This window comes from Streptomyces sp. NPDC087300 (assembly GCF_044744425.1).
GTDB lineage: Bacteria > Actinomycetota > Actinomycetes > Streptomycetales > Streptomycetaceae > Streptomyces.
The window spans coordinates 360056-381551 of record NZ_JBIUYI010000006.1 but is presented as its reverse complement, the minus strand read 5'-3'; the positions used below and the strand labels follow the sequence as shown (position 1 = coordinate 381551).

At 69.7% G+C, this 21496-nt stretch carries 20 protein-coding genes; 10 read left to right on the top strand and 10 right to left on the bottom strand.

Translation table 11 applies throughout. The features are described 5' to 3' along the window. The first annotated feature begins 25 nt into the window (after nucleotides 1-25). The 3 genes from ACIO9J_RS26715 (at nucleotide 26) to ACIO9J_RS26705 (ending at nucleotide 2455) form a co-directional block, all read left to right on the top strand. Nucleotides 26-1003, top strand: coding sequence for an NAD(P)H-quinone oxidoreductase (locus tag ACIO9J_RS26715; RefSeq protein ID WP_402004587.1), 978 nt, complete (start codon nucleotides 26-28; stop codon nucleotides 1001-1003). Nucleotides 1004-1409: 406 nt separating this feature from the next. Next, nucleotides 1410-1829 (top strand): hypothetical protein, encoded by a 420-nt coding sequence (locus ACIO9J_RS26710; RefSeq protein ID WP_402004584.1) that lies wholly within the window; start codon nucleotides 1410-1412, stop codon nucleotides 1827-1829. Between the two features lie 80 nt (nucleotides 1830-1909). Then, the gene (locus tag ACIO9J_RS26705) at nucleotides 1910-2455 is read left to right on the top strand and encodes a bacterial proteasome activator family protein (RefSeq protein ID WP_402004581.1); all 546 of its coding nucleotides are present in this window, start codon (nucleotides 1910-1912) and stop codon (nucleotides 2453-2455) included. Between the two features lie 166 nt (nucleotides 2456-2621). Here ACIO9J_RS26705 and ACIO9J_RS26700 read toward each other — a convergent pair whose 3' ends face one another. Beyond that, the gene (locus tag ACIO9J_RS26700) at nucleotides 2622-4256 is read right to left on the bottom strand and encodes a protein kinase (protein WP_402004578.1); all 1635 of its coding nucleotides are present in this window, start codon (nucleotides 4254-4256) and stop codon (nucleotides 2622-2624) included. A gap of 308 nt (nucleotides 4257-4564) precedes the next feature. Between ACIO9J_RS26700 and ACIO9J_RS26695 the strand changes: the two genes are divergently transcribed. Then, nucleotides 4565-6121, top strand: coding sequence for a protein kinase (locus tag ACIO9J_RS26695; protein ID WP_402004575.1), 1557 nt, complete (start codon nucleotides 4565-4567; stop codon nucleotides 6119-6121). Nucleotides 6122-6221: 100 nt separating this feature from the next. On the opposite strand, the gene ACIO9J_RS26690 is transcribed toward ACIO9J_RS26695, so the two are convergent. Together ACIO9J_RS26690 and ACIO9J_RS26685 are read right to left on the bottom strand one after the other, a co-directional pair. Continuing rightward, the gene (locus tag ACIO9J_RS26690; protein ID WP_402004572.1) at nucleotides 6222-6644 is read right to left on the bottom strand and encodes a pyridoxamine 5'-phosphate oxidase family protein; all 423 of its coding nucleotides are present in this window, start codon (nucleotides 6642-6644) and stop codon (nucleotides 6222-6224) included. 222 nt (nucleotides 6645-6866) lie between these two features. Then, a complete protein-coding gene (locus ACIO9J_RS26685; RefSeq protein WP_098243697.1) occupies nucleotides 6867-7526 on the bottom strand; it encodes a response regulator transcription factor in 660 nt (219 codons plus the stop codon). Between the two features lie 383 nt (nucleotides 7527-7909). On the opposite strand from ACIO9J_RS26685, the gene pdhA reads away from it, so the two are divergent. Genes pdhA through ACIO9J_RS26670 form a run of 3 tightly spaced genes read left to right on the top strand, consistent with a single transcriptional unit; the run spans nucleotide 7910 to nucleotide 11515 of the window. After that, complete coding sequence (gene pdhA, locus ACIO9J_RS26680) at nucleotides 7910-9097, top strand: pyruvate dehydrogenase (acetyl-transferring) E1 component subunit alpha (protein ID WP_402004569.1); 1188 nt, start codon at nucleotides 7910-7912, stop codon at nucleotides 9095-9097. Between the two features lie 2 nt (nucleotides 9098-9099). Continuing rightward, entirely contained in the window at nucleotides 9100-10080 is a 981-nt protein-coding gene (locus ACIO9J_RS26675) for an alpha-ketoacid dehydrogenase subunit beta (RefSeq protein ID WP_402004566.1), read from the top strand. 10 nt (nucleotides 10081-10090) lie between these two features. After that, nucleotides 10091-11515: a dihydrolipoamide acetyltransferase family protein gene (locus ACIO9J_RS26670; RefSeq protein ID WP_402004563.1), complete on the top strand. Its 1425-nt coding sequence runs from the start codon at nucleotides 10091-10093 to the stop codon at nucleotides 11513-11515. Between the two features lie 79 nt (nucleotides 11516-11594). On the opposite strand, the gene ACIO9J_RS26665 is transcribed toward ACIO9J_RS26670, so the two are convergent. After that, a complete protein-coding gene (locus ACIO9J_RS26665; RefSeq protein WP_402004560.1) occupies nucleotides 11595-12440 on the bottom strand; it encodes a D-alanyl-D-alanine carboxypeptidase family protein in 846 nt (281 codons plus the stop codon). Between the two features lie 192 nt (nucleotides 12441-12632). On the opposite strand from ACIO9J_RS26665, the gene ACIO9J_RS26660 reads away from it, so the two are divergent. Both ACIO9J_RS26660 and ACIO9J_RS26655 read left to right on the top strand, forming a co-directional pair. Next, entirely contained in the window at nucleotides 12633-13295 is a 663-nt protein-coding gene (locus ACIO9J_RS26660; protein WP_402004557.1) for a GntR family transcriptional regulator, read from the top strand. Beyond that, nucleotides 13292-14599: a nitrate/nitrite transporter gene (locus ACIO9J_RS26655; protein ID WP_402004554.1), complete on the top strand. Its 1308-nt coding sequence runs from the start codon at nucleotides 13292-13294 to the stop codon at nucleotides 14597-14599. Before ACIO9J_RS26660 ends, ACIO9J_RS26655 begins: the two co-directional genes overlap by 4 nt. A gap of 66 nt (nucleotides 14600-14665) precedes the next feature. On the opposite strand, the gene ACIO9J_RS26650 is transcribed toward ACIO9J_RS26655, so the two are convergent. After that, complete coding sequence (locus ACIO9J_RS26650; RefSeq protein WP_402004551.1) at nucleotides 14666-15490, bottom strand: maleylpyruvate isomerase family mycothiol-dependent enzyme; 825 nt, start codon at nucleotides 15488-15490, stop codon at nucleotides 14666-14668. A 168-nt stretch (nucleotides 15491-15658) separates the two neighbouring features. Here ACIO9J_RS26650 and ACIO9J_RS26645 point away from each other — a divergent pair, with 168 nt between their 5' ends. Continuing rightward, the gene (locus tag ACIO9J_RS26645) at nucleotides 15659-16498 is read left to right on the top strand and encodes a carbon-nitrogen family hydrolase (protein WP_402004548.1); all 840 of its coding nucleotides are present in this window, start codon (nucleotides 15659-15661) and stop codon (nucleotides 16496-16498) included. 158 nt (nucleotides 16499-16656) lie between these two features. On the opposite strand, the gene ACIO9J_RS26640 is transcribed toward ACIO9J_RS26645, so the two are convergent. The 5 genes from ACIO9J_RS26640 to ACIO9J_RS26620 form a co-directional block, all read right to left on the bottom strand. Continuing rightward, nucleotides 16657-17154, bottom strand: coding sequence for an LURP-one-related/scramblase family protein (locus tag ACIO9J_RS26640; protein WP_402004545.1), 498 nt, complete (start codon nucleotides 17152-17154; stop codon nucleotides 16657-16659). 39 nt (nucleotides 17155-17193) lie between these two features. After that, the gene (locus tag ACIO9J_RS26635; protein ID WP_402004542.1) at nucleotides 17194-17418 is read right to left on the bottom strand and encodes a DUF6458 family protein; all 225 of its coding nucleotides are present in this window, start codon (nucleotides 17416-17418) and stop codon (nucleotides 17194-17196) included. Nucleotides 17419-17502: 84 nt separating this feature from the next. After that, nucleotides 17503-18801: a M18 family aminopeptidase gene (locus ACIO9J_RS26630; RefSeq protein WP_402004539.1), complete on the bottom strand. Its 1299-nt coding sequence runs from the start codon at nucleotides 18799-18801 to the stop codon at nucleotides 17503-17505. 62 nt (nucleotides 18802-18863) lie between these two features. Next, a complete protein-coding gene (locus ACIO9J_RS26625; RefSeq protein WP_402004536.1) occupies nucleotides 18864-19475 on the bottom strand; it encodes a Uma2 family endonuclease in 612 nt (203 codons plus the stop codon). Nucleotides 19476-19608: 133 nt separating this feature from the next. Continuing rightward, nucleotides 19609-21435 (bottom strand): acyl-CoA dehydrogenase, encoded by a 1827-nt coding sequence (locus tag ACIO9J_RS26620; protein ID WP_402004533.1) that lies wholly within the window; start codon nucleotides 21433-21435, stop codon nucleotides 19609-19611. Nucleotides 21436-21496 lie beyond the last annotated feature (61 nt).

The window sequence follows — 21496 nt, the reverse complement described above, 5'->3', positions numbered from 1 at the left end:
GCGGGGCGCGAGTAGCCTCGGCCGCATGTATGCGATCACGATCCCCGAACCCGGCGGCCCCGAAGCGCTCGTATGGGCCGAGGTCCCCGATCCCGTACCCGGCGAGGGCGAGGTCCTCGTCGAGGTGGTGGCCAGCGCGGTGAACCGCGCCGATCTGTTGCAGCGCCAGGGCGCCTACAGCCCGCCGCCCGGCTCCTCCCCCTACCCCGGCCTGGAGTGCGCGGGCCGCATCACGGCGCTCGGCACCGGCGTCTCCGGCTGGTCGGTCGGCGACGAGGTGTGCGCGCTGCTCGCGGGCGGCGGCTACGCGGAGCAGGTCGTCGTGCCGGTGGGCCAGCTGCTGCCCGTGCCCGACGGCGTCGACCTGGTCACGGCGGCCGCGCTGCCCGAGGTCACCTCCACGGTCTGGTCCAACGTCTTCATGATTTCCCACCTGCGACCGGGCGAGACGCTCCTCGTGCACGGCGGCTCCAGCGGCATCGGCACCATGGCGATCCAGCTCGCGAAGGCGGTCGGCGCGAAGGTGGCGGTCACGGCCGGTACGAAGGAGAAGCTCGACTTCTGCGGTGAGCTCGGCGCGGACGTGCTGATCAACTACCGCGAGCAGGACTTCGTCGAGGAGCTGGCGCGGGCCACGGACGGGGCCGGTGCGGACGTCATCCTCGACAACATGGGCGCGAAGTACCTGGGGCGGAACGTTCAGGCGCTCGCCACGAACGGGCGCCTCGCGATCATCGGCATGCAGGGCGGGGTCAAGGGCGAGCTGAACATCGGGGCGCTGCTGGTCAAGCGGGCCGCGATCACCGCGACGTCGCTGCGGGGGCGGCCGCTCGCCGAGAAGGCGTCGATCGTGGCGGCGGTGCGGGAGCATGTCTGGCCGTTGATCGGGGCGGGGCATGTGCGGCCCGTCGTGGACCGGCAGGTGCGGATGAGTGAGGCGGCGGAGGGGCATCGGGTGTTGGAGGGGAGTGGGCACGTCGGCAAGGTGCTTTTGGTTCGGTAGGCGGTGAAGGTCTTGGTGTCGGCCGTTGGGTCTTGTCGTCCGGGGGTCCCCTGCGGGGGGCTTCGGGGGGTGGGCGGGGGCTCTTTTGGTGCGGGTTGGGGTGGGCTGGGCGCGCCGTTCCTCGCGCCCCTTGGTGGGCCGCCCTTGCGTGGTCGTTAGGTGGGTCTGGGGCGTGCGCAGTTCCCCGCGCCCCTGGGTGGGGCGGTCCTGCGCCCCCGTTGGGTGTATCTGGACCGTGCGCAGTTCCCCGCGCCCCTAGGTAGGCCGCTCTTGCGCCCCCGTCGCATCACGCCCCTTGTGCCCGAGATGCCGGGATTGTTGTTGCATGTGACCCTTGTCACCAGTGTGCGTGGTCGTTCCGGTGGTGGCTGTCGAGGGGTGGCGTGGCGTGGTGGGTGGATCGCGGGTGGTGCTGGTCTTGGGGCTGCTGGTGCTTGCTCTCGGCGGTCCCGTGCTCACCTCGTACGCCACCGAGGCCGGCCCGGCCGGCGTCGTGGTGGACCGTGTCGTCCGTTCCGTCGACGAGACGGCGCGGGCCGGGAGCCGGGCCGGGGAAGGGCGGGTGCGGCCGGGGCGGCCGGAGTCCGCGTTGCCCGAGCCCGCGGTGCCCGTCCCCGCCTTCCCGCCCCGCGAGGCCTCCCCGACGCCGCCCTCCCCGAAGCCGGAACGGGACTCCCCCGGGCGCAGGGACACCGCGTCCGACACCACCGCGCCCACCCGCGCGGACCCAGTCCTGCCCGGTCTGCGCGTGCTGCCGCTCGGCGGCGGACTCGTCCTCATCGGTCTGGGCATCGGCTTCCTCGGGTTGCGCCTGCGCCGCGGGTGAAGGGGGCGGATCCGAGGGTGGATCAGCTCTGTATGGGGGCACTACCGATGTGTGATGTTCGGGTGCGAGAGAATGGCGGCATGGAGATGCCGAGGAACGAACGGTCGCCGGAGAGCCCCCAGGTCCTGGTCGTGGGCCAGGACGGAATGGCACTCGGTGGCGGCGGAGACGACGACTCCCGCGAGGTCCCGGTGACGGAGATGGTCGAACAGCCGGCCAAGGTCATGCGGATCGGCAGCATGATCAAGCAGCTTCTCGAGGAGGTGCGGGCGGCTCCTCTCGACGAGGCGAGCCGGGTCCGCCTCAAGGACATCCACGCCAGCTCGGTCAAGGAGCTCGAGGACGGTCTCGCCCCCGAGCTCGTCGAGGAGCTGGAGCGCCTTTCCCTGCCCTTCACGGACGACACGACGCCGAGCGATGCCGAACTGCGCATCGCGCAGGCACAGTTGGTCGGCTGGCTCGAAGGTCTCTTCCACGGGATCCAGACGACGCTCTTCGCGCAGCAGATGGCCGCGCGGGCGCAGCTGGAGCAGATGCGGCGTGCGCTGCCGCCCGGTGTGGGCGGCGACGAGGACGAGGAGCCGGGTGGCGGCATCGCGGGCCGCACGGGAGGCCCCTACCTCTAGCCGGGAGAGACGGAGAGGGAGAGCTCGTAGGAGCAGGAGCAGGAGCAGGAGCAGGAGCAGGAGCTCATGAGTGAGGGGCTCGGTACGCGGATCGTGTGCCGAGCCCCTCATCTGTGTCATCTATGTACTGGTGCGCCTCGGATATGTACTGGTGCGCCTCGGACCGCTAGGCCGGGTCGCCCGAGGAGATGTCGAACTGGATCTCGACGTGCTTCGGGTCGATCTCCGAGCCCTCCTTCGGGGTCTGCCGCATGACGGTGTCCTCGCCGTACGCGTTCTCGTCGACCGACCGCTTGTCGTAGCTCCAGCCCGCCGCCTGGAGGCAGGACAGGACCGACTTCCAGTCCTTGAACGTGAAGTCAGGAGCCTTGATCTTGTTCTCGTCGTTGTAGGCGGTCTCGGGATCCGTGCACTTGGTCGTTTCCATCGTCTTGGTGCGGTCGGGACCCTTGTGCCCGGCGACCGGCTGCTTGGACTTGTCGTCCTTCGCCTCGGTGCCGCCGTCGTCCTTGTTCAGCGAGATCGCGGTGATCACGCCGCCGACGGCGAGCAGCGCGACGACGATCGCGCCGACGACCACCGGCATGTTCCGCTTGCCGGAGCCGTTCTGGCCCGAGCCGCTGGACATCGTCGCGGGCTGCGCCGAGAGGTTGTACGGCGGCGGGGTCTGCGCGCCCTGCTGGGCGTAGGCGTTGGCGGGGGGCGGGGTCTGGTAGCCGGCCTGCTGCGGGTAGCCGTAGCCCGGGGTGGGGGCGGGCGCGGGGACCGGCGTCGGCGGTCCGTAGGAGCCGGGCTGGTACGGCGTCTGGACCTGGCCGCTCTGCTGGAGCGAGCCGTCGACCGGCGGGAAGACCGCGGAGCCGACGCCCGCGCCGCTCGCGGTCTGCGCGCCGGGGACGATGCTGGGGGCCGCCGCCTGGAAGGACTGGGCCACGCGCAGGCACTCGTCGCGCATGGACTCGGCCGTCGGGAAGCGCTCGTTCGGGTTCTTCTTGAGCGCGCGGGCGACGATCGCGTCGACCGCGGGCGGCAGCGAACGGTTGATCGAGGAGGGAGTGACCGGCTCCTCCTGGACATGGGCGTACGCGATGGCCAGCGGCGAGTCCGCCTCGAAGGGCAGCCGACCGGTGGTCAGTTGGAAGAGCATGATGCCGACGGAGTACAGGTCCGAGCGCGCGTCGACGCCGCGGCCGAGCGCCTGCTCAGGGGAGAGGTACTGGGGGGTGCCGACGACCATGCCGGTCTGCGTCATCGAGGTGACGCCGGACTGCATCGCGCGGGCGATGCCGAAGTCCATGACCTTCACGACGTTGCGCTTGGTCATCATCACGTTGCCGGGCTTGATGTCGCGGTGGACCAGGCCCATCTCGTGGCTGATCTCCAGGGCGGCGAGCACATCGGCGGTGATCTTGAGCGCCTGGTCGGTCGGCATCGCGCCGTACTGCGCGACGGCGGTGTCGAGCACCGAGCCGAGCGGCTTGCCCTCGACGTACTCCATGACGATGTACGGCATCATCGCGCCGTCGAGGTTGTCCTCGCCGGTGTCGAAGACCGAGACGATGTTGGTGTGCGTGAGCTTCGCCACCGACTGGGCCTCGCGGCGGAAGCGCTCGCGGAAGGACTGTTCGCGGCCGAGCTCGGTGTGCAGGGTCTTGATGGCGACCTGGCGGTCGAGCACGGTGTCGTACGCGAGGTGCACGGAGGCCATGCCGCCCTCGCCCAGCAGATCACGCAGTTGGTAGCGGCCGCCGGCCAGCGAACGCCCCGCATACCGCCCCTGTGCGCCGTCCTGGCTGCTCATCTTGTGCGTCCCCCATCGGCGCGGTGGCCGGACGGCTCCGCGGCTGGTGATCGATAACCGCTATTCCAGGCCAAGTCTGCCCCAGGACGATGACGCGTCAAGCTCGGTGCCCGTTCCGTGACCGTACGCGCAAGAAGCGTCTCGGAAGCGTTACAAGTTTGCGCACGGGCACCGGCAAAGGCTTTGATGTCCGGTCCATCTCGAATTTGGAGGTGGCGTGAAGGCTGTAGCGTGGCCCGACGGAGTACCCCGTTATCGCGACGTACTTCGGTACCAAGTACCACGACCAGAAACGACGGCGAGGACTGATGGCACAGACGCAGCGCGCTCAGGGCCCGTCCGACCCCGAGGCGACTGGCGGCGGTATGTCAGACGCGCCTGAGTTGTGGGGGAATGGCGGGCTTGTCGGAGACGGCCGGTATCGGCTGACCCACAGACTCGGCCGGGGCGGTATGGCCGAGGTGTTCGCGGCCGAGGACGTACGGCTCGGCCGTACGGTCGCGGTCAAGCTGCTCCGCTCCGACCTCGCCGAGGACCCGGTCTCCAAGGCGCGTTTCACGCGCGAGGCACAGTCTGTCGCGGGCCTCAACCACCACGCCGTGGTCGCCGTGTACGACTCCGGTGAAGACGTCGTCGGGCCGAACGTCGTCCCCTACATCGTGATGGAGATCGTCGAGGGCCGGACGATCCGCGATCTGCTGATCAACGCGGAGGCGCCGGGCCCCGAGCAGGCGCTGATCATCGTCTCCGGCGTGCTCGAAGCGCTCGCGTACTCCCACCAGCACGGCATCGTGCACCGCGACATCAAGCCCGCGAACGTGATCATCACCCACGCCGGTGCGGTGAAGGTGATGGACTTCGGCATCGCGCGCGCCCTGCACGGCGCGCAGTCGACGATGACGCAGACCGGCATGGTCATGGGCACGCCCCAGTACCTGTCGCCCGAGCAGGCGCTCGGCAAGGCCGTCGACCACCGCTCCGACCTGTACGCGACGGGCTGTCTCCTCTACGAACTGCTCGCGCTGCGGCCGCCGTTCACCGGCGAGACGCCGCTCTCCGTGGTCTACCAGCACGTCCAGGACCAGGCCGTGCCGCCCTCCGAGGTCTCGGACGCGGCGCCGCCCGAGCTGGACGGGCTCGTCATGCGTTCCCTCGCCAAGGACCCGGACGACCGGTTCCAGACGGCCGAGGAGATGCGCGGACTCGTCCAGTACGGGCTGCAGATGCTGCACGAGCAGGGCAGCCACACCGGGACCTGGAACACCGGCCCCGTGGAGATGCACGAGGGTGGCAACACCCCCGCGATGGGTGTCGCCGGGACGGCCGCGATGGCCCACCCCGACTCCGGGACCGCGCAGATCCCCAGCCCGATGCTGCCCTCGCGCAACGGCGACGACGGCGGCTTCGAAGGCGGCCACCGCGGCGGCAAGGGCGGCCGCGGCAGGATGTGGATCTTCGTGGTGCTCGCGGTCATCGCCATCGCGGTGGGCGTGACGTTCGCGCTGACGGCCGCGGACAAGAAGGACCAGAAGGACCCGCCGAAGGCTCCCGAGACCAAGAAGTCGCAGGAGAAGGAGCCGAGCGAGAGCGCGGACGAGGAGACCTCGGACGAGGAGACCGATCCCGGCACGGGAACCGGCGGCGAGACGGACTACCAGCAGCCGACCAACCAGCCGACCGGTCCCACCCGGCCCACCCAGGGCCCGACCGAGCCCACCCAGAACCCGACGACGCCGACCGGCGAGCCGACGACGGCGGACCCGACCGACGATCCGACGACGGATCCGACGGACGACCCGCCGGACCCGACGGAGCCGACGGACGACGGCGAGGACCCGGGCGCCGGCGGTGGCGACGGGGCCTGACCCCGGCAGCGGGACACGGACACGACGAAGGGCCGGCCGATCTCGGCCGGCCCTTTTCGCTGCGCGCGCGGGTCGGGGTCCGTGGGTCGGAGCCCGTGGTTCAGAGGATGTACTGGAGCGAACGGTCGTGGCCCGCCTTGAGCGTGTGGACCGTGGCGAACTGCGGCTCTATCCGCAGGTAGACCGGGTCGAAGAGCTCGCCGTCCGCGAAGTGCGGGGTGGGGCCGAAGAGTTCGAGCTCGGCGTTGGTCGGCTCGACGGCCTCGCAGACGCCCACCAGCTGGACGGTCCACTGGCCGTCGCGCGCGGTCGCCGAGTTGAGGTTGTCCGCGCCGTACGCGACGACGCTGCCGATGCACGCCTGGTGGTAGCCGTACCCCTTGTGCATGCGGAGCAGGATCTTGCCGTCGACGACGATGTGACGGGCCGCGGCGAGGAAGGGCAGCGCGCGCATGCTGGTCGCCACCCGGCCGTAGTCGCTGCGGCTGAGCAGTTCGAAGGCGAGCTGTTCGTCGGTGGGCATGACCACCACTTTGGTTCATGGACAGGGTGTCGGAAAAGGGGATCCCGCCCTCAGAAGGCGGGGACGTAAGTCCCTCTTATGTTCCGCGGTCCTTGCACGTGTGTCCCGTATTCCTTGCACGTACCGACGGAATCCGTTTGCCCCGAAGGGCTCTCCCGACCTGCTGAACCATTGCCCTTTCCGGCAGGCCCGCCCTCGCGGCGCGGCTTCCCCAGGGCCCTTCTAGTGCTTCTCCGCCTGCATGCGGGCCACGTACGCGGCCGCCTGCGAACGGCGTTCCATGCCCAGCTTGGAGAGCAGGCTGGAGACGTAGTTCTTGATCGTCTTCTCGGCCAGGTGGAGGCGCTCGCCGATCACGCGGTTGGTCAGGCCCTCGCCGATCAGGTCCAGGATCTTCCGCTCCTGGTCGGTGAGGTTGGCGAGGCGGTCGTCGCCCTTGGGGTTGTTGCCGTCGCGCAGCCGCTCCAGGACCCGGGCGGTCGCCACCGGGTCGAGCAGGGACTTGCCCGCGGCCACGTCCCGCACGGCCGTCAGGAGCTCATTGCCCCGGATCGCCTTGAGGACATAGCCGGACGCACCGGCCATGATCGCGTCGAAGAGCGCCTCGTCGTCGGCGAACGAGGTGAGCATCAGGCACTTGATGTCCTCGTTCTGCGACCGGATCTCGCGGCACACCTCGACACCGCTGCCGTCCGGCAGACGCACGTCGAGCACCGCCACGTCGGGCCGCGTCGCGGGGATCCTGACCAGGGCGTCTGCCGCGGTGCCGGCCTCGCCGACCACCTCGATGTCAGACTCCACGGAGAGCAGCTCATGGACTCCACGCCGGACCACTTCATGGTCGTCGAGGAGAAATACCGTAATTTTTCCGTCTTCGCGCACGGGGCCAGTCTCACACACGATCTCTTTCCGTGCCCGGGCGGAACCCTTCCCGTGCGCGGGGTGGCCGGGATAACGTGCCGGTGTTCCGGCCCCCTGCCAGGCTGTGATCAGTGCTGTGACCAGGAAGTGTTCCCCCCATTCTCGATTTACTCGGAAATCCAAGCAGTCAGATACTCGGAAATCCAAGCAAATTCGCAGGTCAGATGGGGTTTCACAGAATTGGGAAGCACTGGGTAACGTGCATTGAGCAGGGCGCTCGCCGGGGCACCTGTCACGCCTGTTCCCGGCCGAGCCGCACCCACCCCGTGCGCGGGCACGGAAATCAGGCGAGCCGCACTGGCTGACCCGGTAATCCCGGGGGCCGGACCGACGGAGGAGCACACGTGACCGTGGAGAGCACCGCCGCGCGCAAACCGCGCCGCAGCAGTACCAGCGGCGGTAAGCGCGCCGGCACCAAGAAGGCCGCCCCGCAGCAGAACGCGGAGCCCGAGCTCGTACAGCTGCTGACCCCCGAGGGCAAGCGGGTCAAGCACGCGGAGTACGCCGAGTACGAGAAGTACGTCGACTCGATCACCGCGGAGGAGCTGCGCGGCCTCTACCGCGACATGGTCCTCACCCGTCGCTTCGACGCCGAGGCCACCGCCCTTCAGCGCCAGGGCGAACTGGGCCTGTGGGCCTCGCTGCTGGGCCAGGAGGCCGCCCAGATCGGTTCGGGGCGGGCCACCCGCGACGACGACTACGTGTTCCCCACGTACCGCGAGCACGGCGTCGCCTGGTGCCGCGGCGTCGACCCGACCAACCTGCTCGGCATGTTCCGCGGCGTGAACAACGGCGGCTGGGACCCGAACAGCAACAACTTCCACCTGTACACGATCGTCATCGGCTCGCAGACGCTGCACGCCACCGGCTACGCGATGGGCGTGGCCAAGGACGGTGCCGACTCGGCCGTGATCGCGTACTTCGGGGACGGCGCCTCCAGCCAGGGCGACGTCGCCGAATCGTTCACCTTCTCCGCGGTCTACAACGCGCCCGTGGTGTTCTTCTGCCAGAACAACCAGTGGGCGATCTCCGAGCCGACCGAGCGCCAGACCCGGGTGCCGCTCTACCAGCGCGCACAGGGCTACGGCTTCCCCGGTGTGCGGGTCGACGGCAACGACGTGCTCGCCGTGCTCGCCGTGACCCGGTGGGCCCTGGAGCGGGCGCGTACGGGCGAGGGCCCGGCGCTGATCGAGGCGTTCACGTACCGCATGGGCGCGCACACCACCTCCGACGACCCGACCAAGTACCGCAGGGACGAGGAGCGGGAGGCGTGGGAGGCCAAGGACCCGATCCTGCGGCTGCGCGCGTACATGGAGGCCGAGGGCCACGCGGACGACGCGTTCTTCGCGGAACTCGACGACGAGAGCGAAACGTTGGGCAAGAGGGTGCGAGAGGTGGTGCGGGCGATGCCGGATCCTGATCTGATGGCGATCTTCGAGAACGTGTACGCGGACGGGCATGCGCTCGTGGACGAGGAGCGCGCCCAGTTCGCCGCTTATCAGGCGTCGTTCGCGGACGGGGAGGGCAAGTAGCCATGACGGTGAAGAAGTTGCCTCTCGCGAAGGCGATCAACGAGTCGCTGCGTACGGCTCTTGAGGCTGATCCCAAGGTCCTGATCATGGGTGAGGATGTCGGTAAGCTCGGTGGTGTCTTCCGTGTGACGGACGGGCTGCAGAAGGACTTCGGTGAGGAGCGGGTCATCGACACCCCGCTCGCCGAGTCGGGCATCGTGGGTACCGCGATCGGTCTGGCGCTGCGCGGTTACCGGCCTGTGGTGGAGATCCAGTTCGACGGTTTCGTCTTTCCGGCGTACGACCAGATCGTCACGCAGCTGGCGAAGATGCACGCCCGCGCGCTCGGCAAGATCAAGATGCCGGTCGTCATCCGGATTCCCTACGGCGGTGGCATCGGTGCGGTCGAGCACCACTCGGAGTCGCCCGAGACGTTGTTCGCGCATGTGGCGGGCCTGAAGGTGGTTTCGCCCTCGAACTCCTTCGACGCGTACTGGATGATGCAGCAGGCCATCCAGAGCGACGATCCGGTGATCTTCTTCGAGCCGAAGCGGCGGTACTGGGACAAGGGCGAGGTCGACACCGAGGCCATTGCGGGACCTCTGCACCGGGCGCAGGTGGTGCGGGCGGGTTCGGACGTGACGCTGGCGGCGTACGGGCCGATGGTGAAGGTCTGTCTGGAGGCGGCCGCGGCGGCCGAGGAGGAGGGCAAGTCGCTGGAGGTCGTCGACCTGCGGTCGATGTCCCCGATCGACTTCGATGCGGTGCAGGCGTCGGTGGAGAGGACTCGCCGGCTGGTCGTGGTGCACGAGGCGCCGGTGTTCCTGGGCACGGGTGCGGAGATCGCCGCGCGGATCACGGAGCGGTGTTTCTACCATCTGGAGGCGCCGGTGCTGCGGGTGGGCGGGTATCACGCGCCGTATCCGCCGGCGCGTCTGGAGGAGGAGTACCTGCCGGGTCTGGACCGGGTGCTCGACGCCGTCGACCGCTCGCTTGCGTACTGAGGAGAGGGTCGTGACGATGATGACTGACACGGCTGCGGCCGAGTTCAAGATGCCGGACGTGGGCGAGGGGCTCACCGAGGCGGAGATCCTCAAGTGGTACGTCGCGGTGGGTGACACGGTCACCGACGGGCAGGTCGTGTGCGAGGTGGAGACGGCCAAGGCGGCCGTCGAGCTGCCCATTCCGTTCAACGGTGTGGTGGCCGAGCTGCGTTTCCCCGAGGGGACGACCGTCGACGTCGGCCAGGTGATCATCACGGTCGACGTGGGCGGGAGTGCGGTGGCGCCTGCGGCGCAGGCCGAGCCCGCGTCCGCGCCGGCGGCCGCGCCCGCTCCCGCGCCGGTCGCGGAGGAGGCGGCCGAGCCGCAGGGGCGGCAGCCCGTACTGGTCGGATACGGCGTCGCCGAGTCCTCGACGAAGCGGCGGGCGCGGAAGGCCGAGCCCGCCGAGGCGCCGGCGTCCGTGCCTGAGGTCGTGCCGGAGGCCGCGCCGCAGCGGGACAGCCGCCCGCAGCAGGCGAGCGTGAACGGCCACGGCGCCGGACGCCCGCTCGCCAAGCCGCCGGTGCGTAAGCTCGCCAAGGACCTCGGCGTGGACCTGGCCACGGTCACGCCGTCCGGGCCCGACGGGATCATCACCCGCGAGGACGTGCACGCGGCGGTCGCGCCCGCGCCGGCTCCGGAGCCCGTCGCCGTGGCCGAGGCACCGGCGCCCGCCCCCGTGGTGAGTACGGACGCCCGCGAGACCCGCATCCCCGTCAAGGGTGTGCGCAAGGCGACCGCTCAGGCGATGGTCGCCTCGGCGTTCACCGCGCCGCACGTCACGGAGTTCGTGACGGTCGACGTGACGCGGACGATGAAGCTGGTCGAGGAGCTCAAGCAGGATCGTGCCTTCGAGGGGCTGCGGGTCAATCCGCTGCTGCTCGTCGCCAAGGCCCTGCTGGTCGCGATCCGGCGCAACCCGGAGGTCAACGCGGCCTGGGACGAGGTGAACCAGGAGATCGTCCAGAAGCACTACGTGAACCTGGGGATCGCCGCGGCCACCCCGCGCGGTCTGATCGTGCCGAAGATCAAGGACGCGCACACCAAGACCCTGCCCGAACTGGCCGGGGCGCTGGGTGAGTTGGTGACCACCGCGCGCGCGGGCAAGACCTCGCCCGCGGCCATGCAGGGCGGCACGGTGACGATCACGAACGTCGGCGTCTTCGGCGTCGACACGGGCACCCCGATCCTGAACCCGGGCGAGTCCGCGATCCTCGCGGTCGGCGCGATCAAGCCCCAGCCGTGGGTCCACAAGGGCAAGGTGAAGCCCCGTCAGGTGACCACGCTCGCGCTCTCCTTCGACCACCGCCTGGTCGACGGGGAACTGGGCTCCAAGGTGCTCGCCGACGTGGCGGCCGTCCTGGAGCGCCCCAAGCGGCTCCTCACCTGGTCGTAGCGGCACCGGACACGACGGAGGGGGCCTGCCGCGGTGTGCGGCAGGCCCCCTCTGCGTGCGTGCGGTGACGGCCGGGGTCTCAGACCTTGAAGCCGTAGTCCATCAGCTTCTTCGCGTCCTTGGTGCGGTTGGCCGCGGAGGAGGACGTGAGGACGGTGCCGATGACGGTCTTGCCGCTGCGCGTCGCCGCGAAGACGAGGCAGTACTTCGCCTCGGGGCCGGAGCCCGTCTTCACGCCGATGGCGCCGCGGTAGGAGCCGAGCAGGCCGTTCGTGTTCGACCACGACATGTAGCGGTAGCCGCCGCTCTTCGTCGTGACCTTCTGCTTCGTCGACTTCGTCTTCACGACCGAGCGGAACGTGGAGTACTTCATCGAGTTGCTCGCGAGCTTCGTCAGGTCGCGCGGCGTCGAGTAGTTCCTGCCGTTCCCGATGCCGTCGAACGAGTCGAAGTGGGTGTTCTTCAGGTTCAGGTTCTTGGCCGTCGAGTTCATCTGGCCGATGAAGTTCTTCACGCGCTTGGCGCGGGTGGAACCCTTGCCGAACTTGTCGGCGAGCGCGTAGGCGGCGTCGCAGCCGGACGGGAGCATCAGGCCGTAGAGGAGCTGGCGGACGGTCACCTTGTCGCCGACGATCAGGCGGGCCGAGGACGCCGAGTTCCTGACGATGTAGTCGCTGTAGGCCTTCTGGACCGTGACCTTGGAGTTCAGGTTCAGGTTCCGCTGGCCGAGCACCACGCGCGCCGTCATTATCTTCGTCGTGGAGCCGGTGGAACGGCGGGTGTCGGCGGCCTTGGTGAACAGCGTCCTGCCGTTGCCGTTGTTCATCACGAACCCGCCCTTGGCGGTGATCGACGGCTTCGGCGGTGCGGCCGCGTGGGCCGGGGTCGTGAGGGCGCCGCCGGCCAGTATCGCGCTCGCAGTCATCGCTACGACCGATACGCGGCGTACATCCTTAATGCCGGTTTTCAAGTTAGATGCTCCAAATACCCCTGGATGACGGCCACATGAAGGTGCCGCTCACACATAAGACGAGTGAGAGGGGTGAATGGATGTGCTGGATTGCCCGCCATGTGGACGAGAGTTTCGGCGTATACGTGTTGTATCTATGCTGTGCGCATGCCAGCCACCTCCCTCGCCCCCGCCAAGCGGCCGCCCGCCGCCGAGCGCGTCTACGCACACGTCAAGCAAGCCGTCCTGGACCGCCGCTACGAGGGCGGCACGCTGCTCACCGAGGGCGAGCTCGCCGAGGCGGTGGGGGTCTCGCGCACCCCGGTGCGCGAGGCGCTGCTCAAGCTGGAGGTCGAGGGGTTGCTCCGGCTCTACCCCAAGAAGGGCGCCCTGGTCCTGCCGGTCTCCGCGCAGGAGATCGCGGACGTCGTCGAGACCCGGCTGCTCGTCGAGACGCACTCCGTGCGCAAGGCCGTGCCCGCGCCCGCCGCGCTGCTCGACCGGCTCGGTGAACTCCTGGACGAGCAGCGGGTGCAGGCGGCGGCGGGCGACTTCGCGGCGGCCGCCGTCACCGACCGGTGCTTCCACGCCGAGATCGTGCGCAGCGGCGGCAACGAGATCCTCTCGCGCCTCTACGACCAGTTGCGCGACCGGCAGCTGCGGATGGGCGTCGCCGTGATGCACTCGCACCCCGACCGGATCGCCAAGACGCTCACCGAGCACGAGGAGATCCTCGCCGCGCTCACCGCGGGCGACACCGAGGCCGCGGTGGCCGTGGTCACCCGGCACGTCGGCTGGTTCCAGAACCTCGCGCGGGGCGAGGTCCGATGAGCTCCGCCACCTCGCCCGTCGCGCTGCCCGGTGATCCCCCGGGCGGCAGGAAGGCTGTGCTGGTCTGGGGCATCGGCGTCGCCGTCTACTTCGTCGCCGTCATCTTCCGTACGTCCCTCGGGGTCGCGGGCCTGGACGCCGCCGACCGCTTCCACGTCAACGCCTCCGCCCTGTCGACCTTCTCGATCCTCCAGCTGCTCGTGTACGCGGGCATGCAGATACCCGTCGGCCTGATGGTCGACCGGCTCGGCACCAAGAAGGTGCTGACCATGGGCGTCGTCCTGTTCACGGTCGGGCAGCTCGGCTTCGCGTTCTCCCCCACGTACGCCATGGCGCTCGCCTCCCGCGCCCTGCTCGGCTGCGGCGACGCGCTGACGTTCATCAGCGTCCTCAGGCTCGGCACCCGCTGGTTCCCGGCCCGGCGTGGGCCGCTGGTCGCGCAGCTCGCGGGCCTGGTGGGGATGGCGGGCAACCTCGTCTCCACGCTCGTCCTCGCCCGGCTGCTGCACTCGGTCGGCTGGACCGCCGCGTTCGCGGGCAGCTCGCTGTGCGGCGTAGTCGTCCTTGTCCTGATGACGCTCTTCCTCAAGGACCACCCCGAGGGGTACGAGCCGGCGCCCGTGCGGCACACCGGATCGGGTTTCGTGCGGCGCCAGATCGCCCTGTCCTGGCGGGAGCCCGGCACCCGGCTCGGCCTGTGGGTGCACTTCACCACGCAGTTCCCCGCGATGGTCTTCCTGCTCCTGTGGGGGCTGCCCTTCCTCGTCGAGGCGCAGGGGCTCTCCCGGGCCACGGCCGGGGAACTGCTCACCCTGGTCGTGCTCTCCAACATGGCCGTCGGACTCCTGTACGGCCAGATCGTCGCCCGGCACCACGCCGCGCGGTTGCCTCTCGCGCTCGGCACCATCGGGGCGACGGCGACTGCCTGGGCGGCCACGCTCGCCTACCCGGGCGAGCACGCGCCGATGTGGCTGCTTGTCGTCCTGTGTACCGTGCTCGGCGCGTGCGGCCCCGCGTCCATGATCGGCTTCGACTTCGCGCGGCCCGCCAATCCGCCGGAGCGCCAGGGCACGGCGTCCGGCATCACCAACATGGGCGGCTTCGTCGCCTCCATGACGACGCTGCTGGCCATCGGCATCCTGCTCGACGCGACCGACGACAACTACCGCGTGGCGTTCTCGGCGGTGTTCGTCCTGGAGGCCGTCGGGCTCTGCCAGATCCTGCGGCTCAAGTCACGTGCCGTACGCAGGGAGCGGGAGCGGCTGGTCGCCAGCCGGGTTGAGGCGGTGCACGTGCCTGTCTGAACCGGCGGGATCGGGGGCTCTGCCCCCAGGCCCCCGGTCCTCAATCGCCGGACGGGCTATAGCCCCTTACGGCGTCACCGCGAAGTTCCGCAGGATCGCATCGGCCAGCTCGTGGTCGCCCTCGACCTTCACCCGGTCCGCCACCGACGCGTACGTCACGCGGCCGCAGGCGAGCCTGAAGTAGGTCTCCCAGTCGAGGCCGAGGGTGGCCAGCGGGCCGAGCGAGGGCGCGCTGTCCACGGTGGCCTTGCCCTCGGCGTCCACCCGGACCGTGCGCAGGAACTCGACGGGGCCGCTCACGTCGAAGACGACCGCCGAATTCGCGGGCGCGCCCGCCTTCTTGGCGACGACCTTCGGCAGCCCCTGGAGCAGCAGGTCCCGGGCGACGAGGGCGCCGGGGGAGTCGAGGTTGCCGGGCTTGCGCAGCGTGGTGCGCAGGTCCTGCTCGTGCACCCAGACGTCGAACGCCCGCATGCGCGTGGCCAGTTCGAGGGTCTGCTCGGTGCCGAGCGGGCCGCGGATCTTGTGGGAGGGATCGCGCGACTCGTTCCGCAGCTGCCGGGAGCGGCGGATGATCGTGTACTCCAGCTCGGAGGTCATCTCGGGCGCCGTGTGGTGGCGGCGGACGTCGACCTGCATCTCCATGTACCGCTGGCCCTCGGTCTGTACGTGGTACAGGTCGCGGGGCAGGGTGTGGATCGGACGGGGGTCGCCCAGCATCTCGCAGTCGAGGCCTATGACATGGGAGACGATGTCCCGCACCGACCAGCCGGGGCAGGGAGTGGCCCAACTCCATTCGCCCTCGGCGAGCGGGGTCACCAGCTCGGATATCGCTTCCACTGAGTGGGTCCAGGCGTCGGCGTAGGTTTGCAGGCTGGGATGGAGACTCACGGGACCCCTCGGCGGTCGTGCGCGGGCGGTGGGTGGCTGGGACGCGTCGTGGGGGTCCGGGGGGGTCCCCCGGAAAATCACAGTACGCTGCCCAGTGGCACCCCGGCAGTGCTTTCGTGTGACGATCGTAGGCCGTGTTGACGGCTCGAATGCCAGGACGGTGGTAGTGTGCGCGCCTCTCTGATCCAGATCGCCGTAGACGAGGGCGAATCGGTCAATTCCCGTAGGACGCGGGTCTCTTCGCTGGTCCGCGAGGTAGCGGAACGGGAAGGATCCGGCCTGATCGTGCTGCCCGAGCTGTGGACCACGGGCGCCTTCGCGTACGACGCGTTCGCGACCGAGGCGGAGCCGCTCGAAGGGCCCACGTACGAGGCCATGGCGAAGGCCGCGAGCGACGCGGGCGTCTGGCTGCACGCGGGTTCGATCCCCGAGCGCACCGCAGCCGACAGCGGCTCGGCCGCGGGGGAAGGAACGCTCCACAACACCTCGCTCGTCTTCTCCCCCGACGGTCAACTCGCGGCCGCCTACCGGAAGATCCACCGGTTCGGCTTCGACAAGGGCGAGGCGGTCATGATGGCGCCGGGGTCCGAACTGGTCACCGTGCGCACGCCGGACGCCACGCTGGGCCTGGCCACCTGCTACGACCTGCGCTTCCCCGAGCTCTTCCGGGGGCTCGTCGACGCGGGCGCCGAGATGTTCGTGGTGCCCGCGGGCTGGCCCGCGCGGCGACGTGAGCACTGGCGGCTGTTCGCCAGGGCGCGGGCGGTCGAGGACCAGGTGTACGTCCTGGCCTGCGGCACCGGCGGCACCCACGCGGGCGTTCCGCAGGCCGGGCACAGCGTCGTCGTCGACCCGTGGGGCGAGGTCCTCGCGGAGGCGGGTGACGGCGAGGAGGTGCTCACCGTCGACATCGACCCGGCGAAGGTCTCGGCGACCCGCGAGCAGTTCCCTGTGCTGAAGGACCGCCTTCTCGGGCAGGCACCGCCGCCGCGAGCCTCTCGCCCCTGACGCCCGGCTGCGTCGGACGCCTGGGGCGCCTTTGTGCGCCCGGCGGCGGCCCTCTCCCTGCCGGGCTCGCGACCGCGGGTTCGTCGTGGCTGGTCGTGCAGCCGCCCGCGCCCCTTGAACGCGGCCGCGCCGCGCCCCTTGAGCGTGCCCGCGCCGCGTCAGTCGTCGTCGCCGCGCTCCTTCTCCGCGAGGCGGATCACGCAGACCGCGACGGCGAGCAGCAGCGCGGGATCGGCGTCCTCGCGCACGATGTGCAGGCCGTACGTCTCCCGGACGCGGAACCAGCGCCGGGAGATGTCGGCGAGCAGTTCGCCGTCGTACTCGATGGCGAACTCGCGGTCGAGGATCTTGCCGCTGACGTCGAGTTCGGTGCCGTCCACCAGCTCCACGCGGTAGTGGTTGCGCAGCAGGGAGAGCCGCTTGCGCTTCACTCTGGCCAGCGGCTCGCCCTCGCGCTCGATCAGCATCGTGTCGCGCAGGGCGAGCATCTTCGCCTTGATGTCGATCAGGACCCGCCCCTGCATGTCCTTCAGCTCGAAGGTGTCACGCAGGCGCATCGCCTTGCCGTCGACGAAGAAGACCTTGCGGCCCTGGTCGTCCTCGATCCAGTAGTCGTCGCCGATGCCGAGCATCCGGTCGCGTACGAGAAGTCTCATGACGCCATGACTACCCCGAAGCGGCCCGCGTCGGACATGTCAGTACCCGCGCCGCTCGTGGTCCGGTTCGACGACGGTGGTCTGCACCGGCGGGACCGCCCGCCTGCGTCGACCGATGCTGGTGAAGACGGCGACGCCGATCACGCCCACGGCCATCATGATGAGACCGGCGACGGTGAGGTTGAGCCCGTCCATCTCCCAGTCCGTGGCGAACGCGAGGATGGCGCCCACGGCGATGAGAAGGATGCAGCCGCCCAGGCCCATGTGTACCGCCTCCTGCTGTAGTGGTTGCGGTGTCCCGGGTACCCGGGTCTTCCGCAACCACACAGACATTCGGAAAACGGCCGGTCAGCCCTCCAGGAACGCGACCAGCGCGTTGGCCAGCATGTGCGGGTCGTCGGCGCCGCACAGCTCGCGCACGCTGTGCATCGACAGGATCGCGACGCCGATGTCGACCGTCTTGATGCCGTGCCGCGCCGCGGTGATCGGGCCGATGGTGGTGCCGCACGGCATCGCGTTGTTGGAGACGAACGACTGGAAGGGCACGCCGGCCCGCTCGCACGCGGCGGCGAACACCGCGCGGCCCGCGCCGTCCGTGGCGTAGCGGTTGTTGACGTTGACCTTGAGGATCGGGCCGCCGTTGGCGCGCGGGTGGTGCGTCGGGTCGTGCCGCTCCGCGTAGTTGGGGTGCACGGCGTGGCCGGTGTCGGAGGAGAGGCAGACGGTCCCCGCGAAGGCCCGCGCGCGGTCCTCGTAGGAGCCGCCGCGCGCGAACACGGACCGTTCGAGGACGGTGCCGAGCAGCGGGCCGTCGGCGCCGGTGTCGGACTGCGAGCCGTTCTCCTCGTGGTCGAAGGCGGCGAGCACGGGGATGTACGGGAGGTTCTCCTGGGCGCTGACGGCCGCGAGGGCGGCGGTGGCCGCGTGCACGGACAGCAGGTTGTCCATGCGGGGGCCCGCGACCAGCTCGCGGTCGCGGCCGAGGAAGGCGGGCGGCTCGACGGAGTACGTCATGAGGTCCCAGCCGGTGACGTCGCCCTCGCCGAGGCCGGTCTCCTCCTCCAGGAAGCGGATCAGGTCGCCCTCGTGGACGTCCGAGCCGAGGCCCCAGATGGGCTGCATGTGCTTCTGCTTGTCGAGCTTGAGCCCGTCGGTGTGCACGGAACGGTCCATGTGGATGGCCAGTTGGGGCACCCGCAGCAGCGGCCGGTCGATGTTCACGAGCCGCGAGGTGCCGTCCCGCAGCGAGAGGCGCCCGGCGAGGCCGAGGTCGCGGTCGAGCCAGGAGTTGAGCAGCGGGCCGCCGTAGATCTCGACCGCGATCTGACGCCAGCCGTGGGCGCCCGCGTCGGGCTGCGGCTTCACGCGCAGGTTCGGGGAGTCGGTGTGCGCGCCGACGATCCGGAAGGGGGTGTTCGGTGCGGCGCCCTCGGGGACGAACCAGGCGACGACGGCGCCGCCCCGCAGCACGTACTTGCCGCCGCTCGTGCCGTCCCAGGCTTCGGTCTCCTCGACCTGCCGGAAACCGGCCTTCTCCAGACGCTCGGCGGCGCTCGCCACCGCGTGGTACGGCGAGGGGCTCGCGGCGAGGAAGGACATGAGGTCTTCGGTGTGGCCGCGGTCGAAGGGCCCGGAGGGTGTGCGCATGGCTGCCAGCCTAATGGGGCCGGTGTTCGAGCGGCTTGGGGCTCATTCGCGTGGCGCGGCTGTCAGAGGCGGTGGTACTCGGTGAGGTCGATGTCGATGGGGAAGGGGACCGAGAGCTTCAGCTTGTCGTGGTGGATTCCGGTGCACGCGTACGCCTCGGTGTGCGGGTCGAGTTCGTAGGTGTGGACGGCGGGCCGCTTGTTCTCGTCCATCCTGACCAGCCAGTAGTGCCGGATGCCTGCGGCCGCGTACTTGCGGGGCTTGGTGTCCTGGTCGCGGTCCTCGGAGTCGGGGGAGACGACTTCGACGGCGAGGAGGACGTCGGCGGCCTGGTACCGGGTCTGGCAGTCGTCGGCGTCGGCCTCCACGGTCACGACCACGAGGTCAGGCTCGGGTGCCTGCTTGCGGCCGAGGACGACAGCCATCTCGCGGCGGACGCGCAGGTGCTCGGGAACGGTGGCCCGTACGCCGTTCACCAGGAGGTCCATCGCCAGCGTATGGAACTTGCGCTGTGGACTCACGAAAACCAGGCTCCCGTCGATCAGTTCTGTGTGCGGCGGGAGGTCGAGCGCGAAGAAGTCGTCCGTCGTGTAGCCGTCCTGGGGCGGCATCGGCCACGCCGAGCCGTCGGGCTGGAGCGCCTTCAGCTCGTCGGTGTCAGGCTCGGCGGTCATGGTTCCTCCCATGGACGGGATTCTCGGCCGTTCACTCAGCGTACCCAGCCCATACGACAATGCCGCCACCCGAAAGAATCAGGTGGCGGCATCGCGCTGACGTGCGAAAGCAACCAAGTCGAGCCGGATCGAACTAGAACGCGGCCTCGTCCAGCTCCATCAGGTCCAGCTCCACGCCCTCGGCGAGCTTGCGCTCGGCGGCGACGCCCGGCAGGACGTTCGTCGCGAAGAACTTCGCGGCGGCGATCTTGCCCTGGTAGAAGGCGACGTCCTTCGCGGAGGCCGTCTCCAGCTTCTCGGCGGCCACCGCGGCACCGCGCAGGAGCAGGTAACCGACGACGACGTCGCCCGAGGCCATCAGGAGGCGCGTGGTGTTCAGGCCCACCTTGTAGATGGACTTCACGTCCTGCTCCGTGGCCGCGAGGTCCGTCAGCATGACGCCGACGATGGCCTCCAGCTCGACCGCGGCCTTGGCCAGCTCCTCGCGGGCACCGGCCAGGCCCTCGCCGCCCGTGCCGACCGCGAGGAACTTCTTGATCTCCTCGGCGAGGCCGTTGAGCGCGGCGCCCTGGTTGCGGACGATCTTCCGGAAGAAGTAGTCCTGGCCCTGGATCGCCGTCGTGCCCTCGTAGAGGGTGTCGATCTTGGCGTCCCGGATGTACTGCTCGATCGGGTACTCCTGGAGGTACCCCGAGCCGCCGAACGTCTGGAGCGACTGCGCCAGCTGCTCGTACGACTTCTCCGAGCCGTAGCCCTTGACGATCGGGAGCAGGAGGTCGTTCAGGGCGATGAGCGCCGACGCGTCCTCGCCCGCCGCCTCCTTGATCTGGATGTCGTCCTGGACCGCGGCGGTGTGCAGCACGAGGGCGCGCATGCCCTCCGCGTACGCCTTCTGCGTCATCAGCGAGCGGCGCACGTCCGGGTGGTGGGTGATCGTCACCTTCGGCGCGGTCTTGTCCATGAACTGGGCCAGGTCGGGGCCCTGCACGCGCTCCTTGGCGTACTCCAGGGCGTTCAGGTAACCCGTCGAGAGCGTCGCGATGGCCTTCGTGCCGACCATCATGCGGGCGAACTCGATGATCATGAACATCTGGCGGATGCCGTCGTGCTTGTCGCCGATCAGCCAGCCCTTGGCGGGGTGCTGGTCGCCGAACGTCATCTCGCACGTGTTGGACGCCTTGAGGCCCATCTTGTGCTCGACGTTGGTCGCGTAGACCCCGTTGCGCTCGCCCAGCTCGCCGGTCTCCCAGTCGAACTCGTACTTCGGCACGAGGAAGAGCGAGAGGCCCTTGGTGCCGGGGCCGTGGCCCTCGGGGCGGGCGAGGACGTAGTGGAGGATGTTCTCCGACATGTCGTGCTCACCGGACGTGATGAAGCGCTTCACGCCCTCGATGTGCCAGGAGCCGTCCTCCTGCTGCACGGCCTTGGTGCGGCCCGCGCCCACGTCCGAACCGGCGTCCGGCTCGGTGAGGACCATCGTGGAGCCCCACTGCTTCTCGACGGCGATCGAGGCGACCTTCTTCTGCGCCTCGTTGCCCTCCTCGAAGAGGATGCCCGCGAACGCGGGGCCGGAGGAGTACATCCAGATCGCCGGGTTGGCGCCGAGCAGCAGCTCCGCGTACGCCCAGATCAGGGAGCGCGGCGAGGTGGTGCCGCCGATCTCCTCGGGCAGGCCGAGGCGCCAGTACTCGGAGTCCATGAAGGCCTGGTAGCTCTTCTTGAACGTCGCGGGGACGGGGGCGGTGTTGGTCGCCGGGTCGAAGACCGGCGGGTTGCGGTCGGCGTCCTCGAAGGACTCCGCCAGCTCGTTCTCGGCGAGGCGGCGCAGTTCGTCGAGGATGCTCTTGGCGGTGTCGACGTCCATCTCCGCGAACGGGCCGGTGCCGTACAGCTTGTCGCGGCCGAGCACCTCGAAGAGGTTGAACTCGATGTCGCGGAGATTCGACTTGTAGTGGCCCATGGCGAAGGCTCCGTAAGCAGGAAAGGGTGGATACCAGCAAGTAGCTACGATGATGCTACCC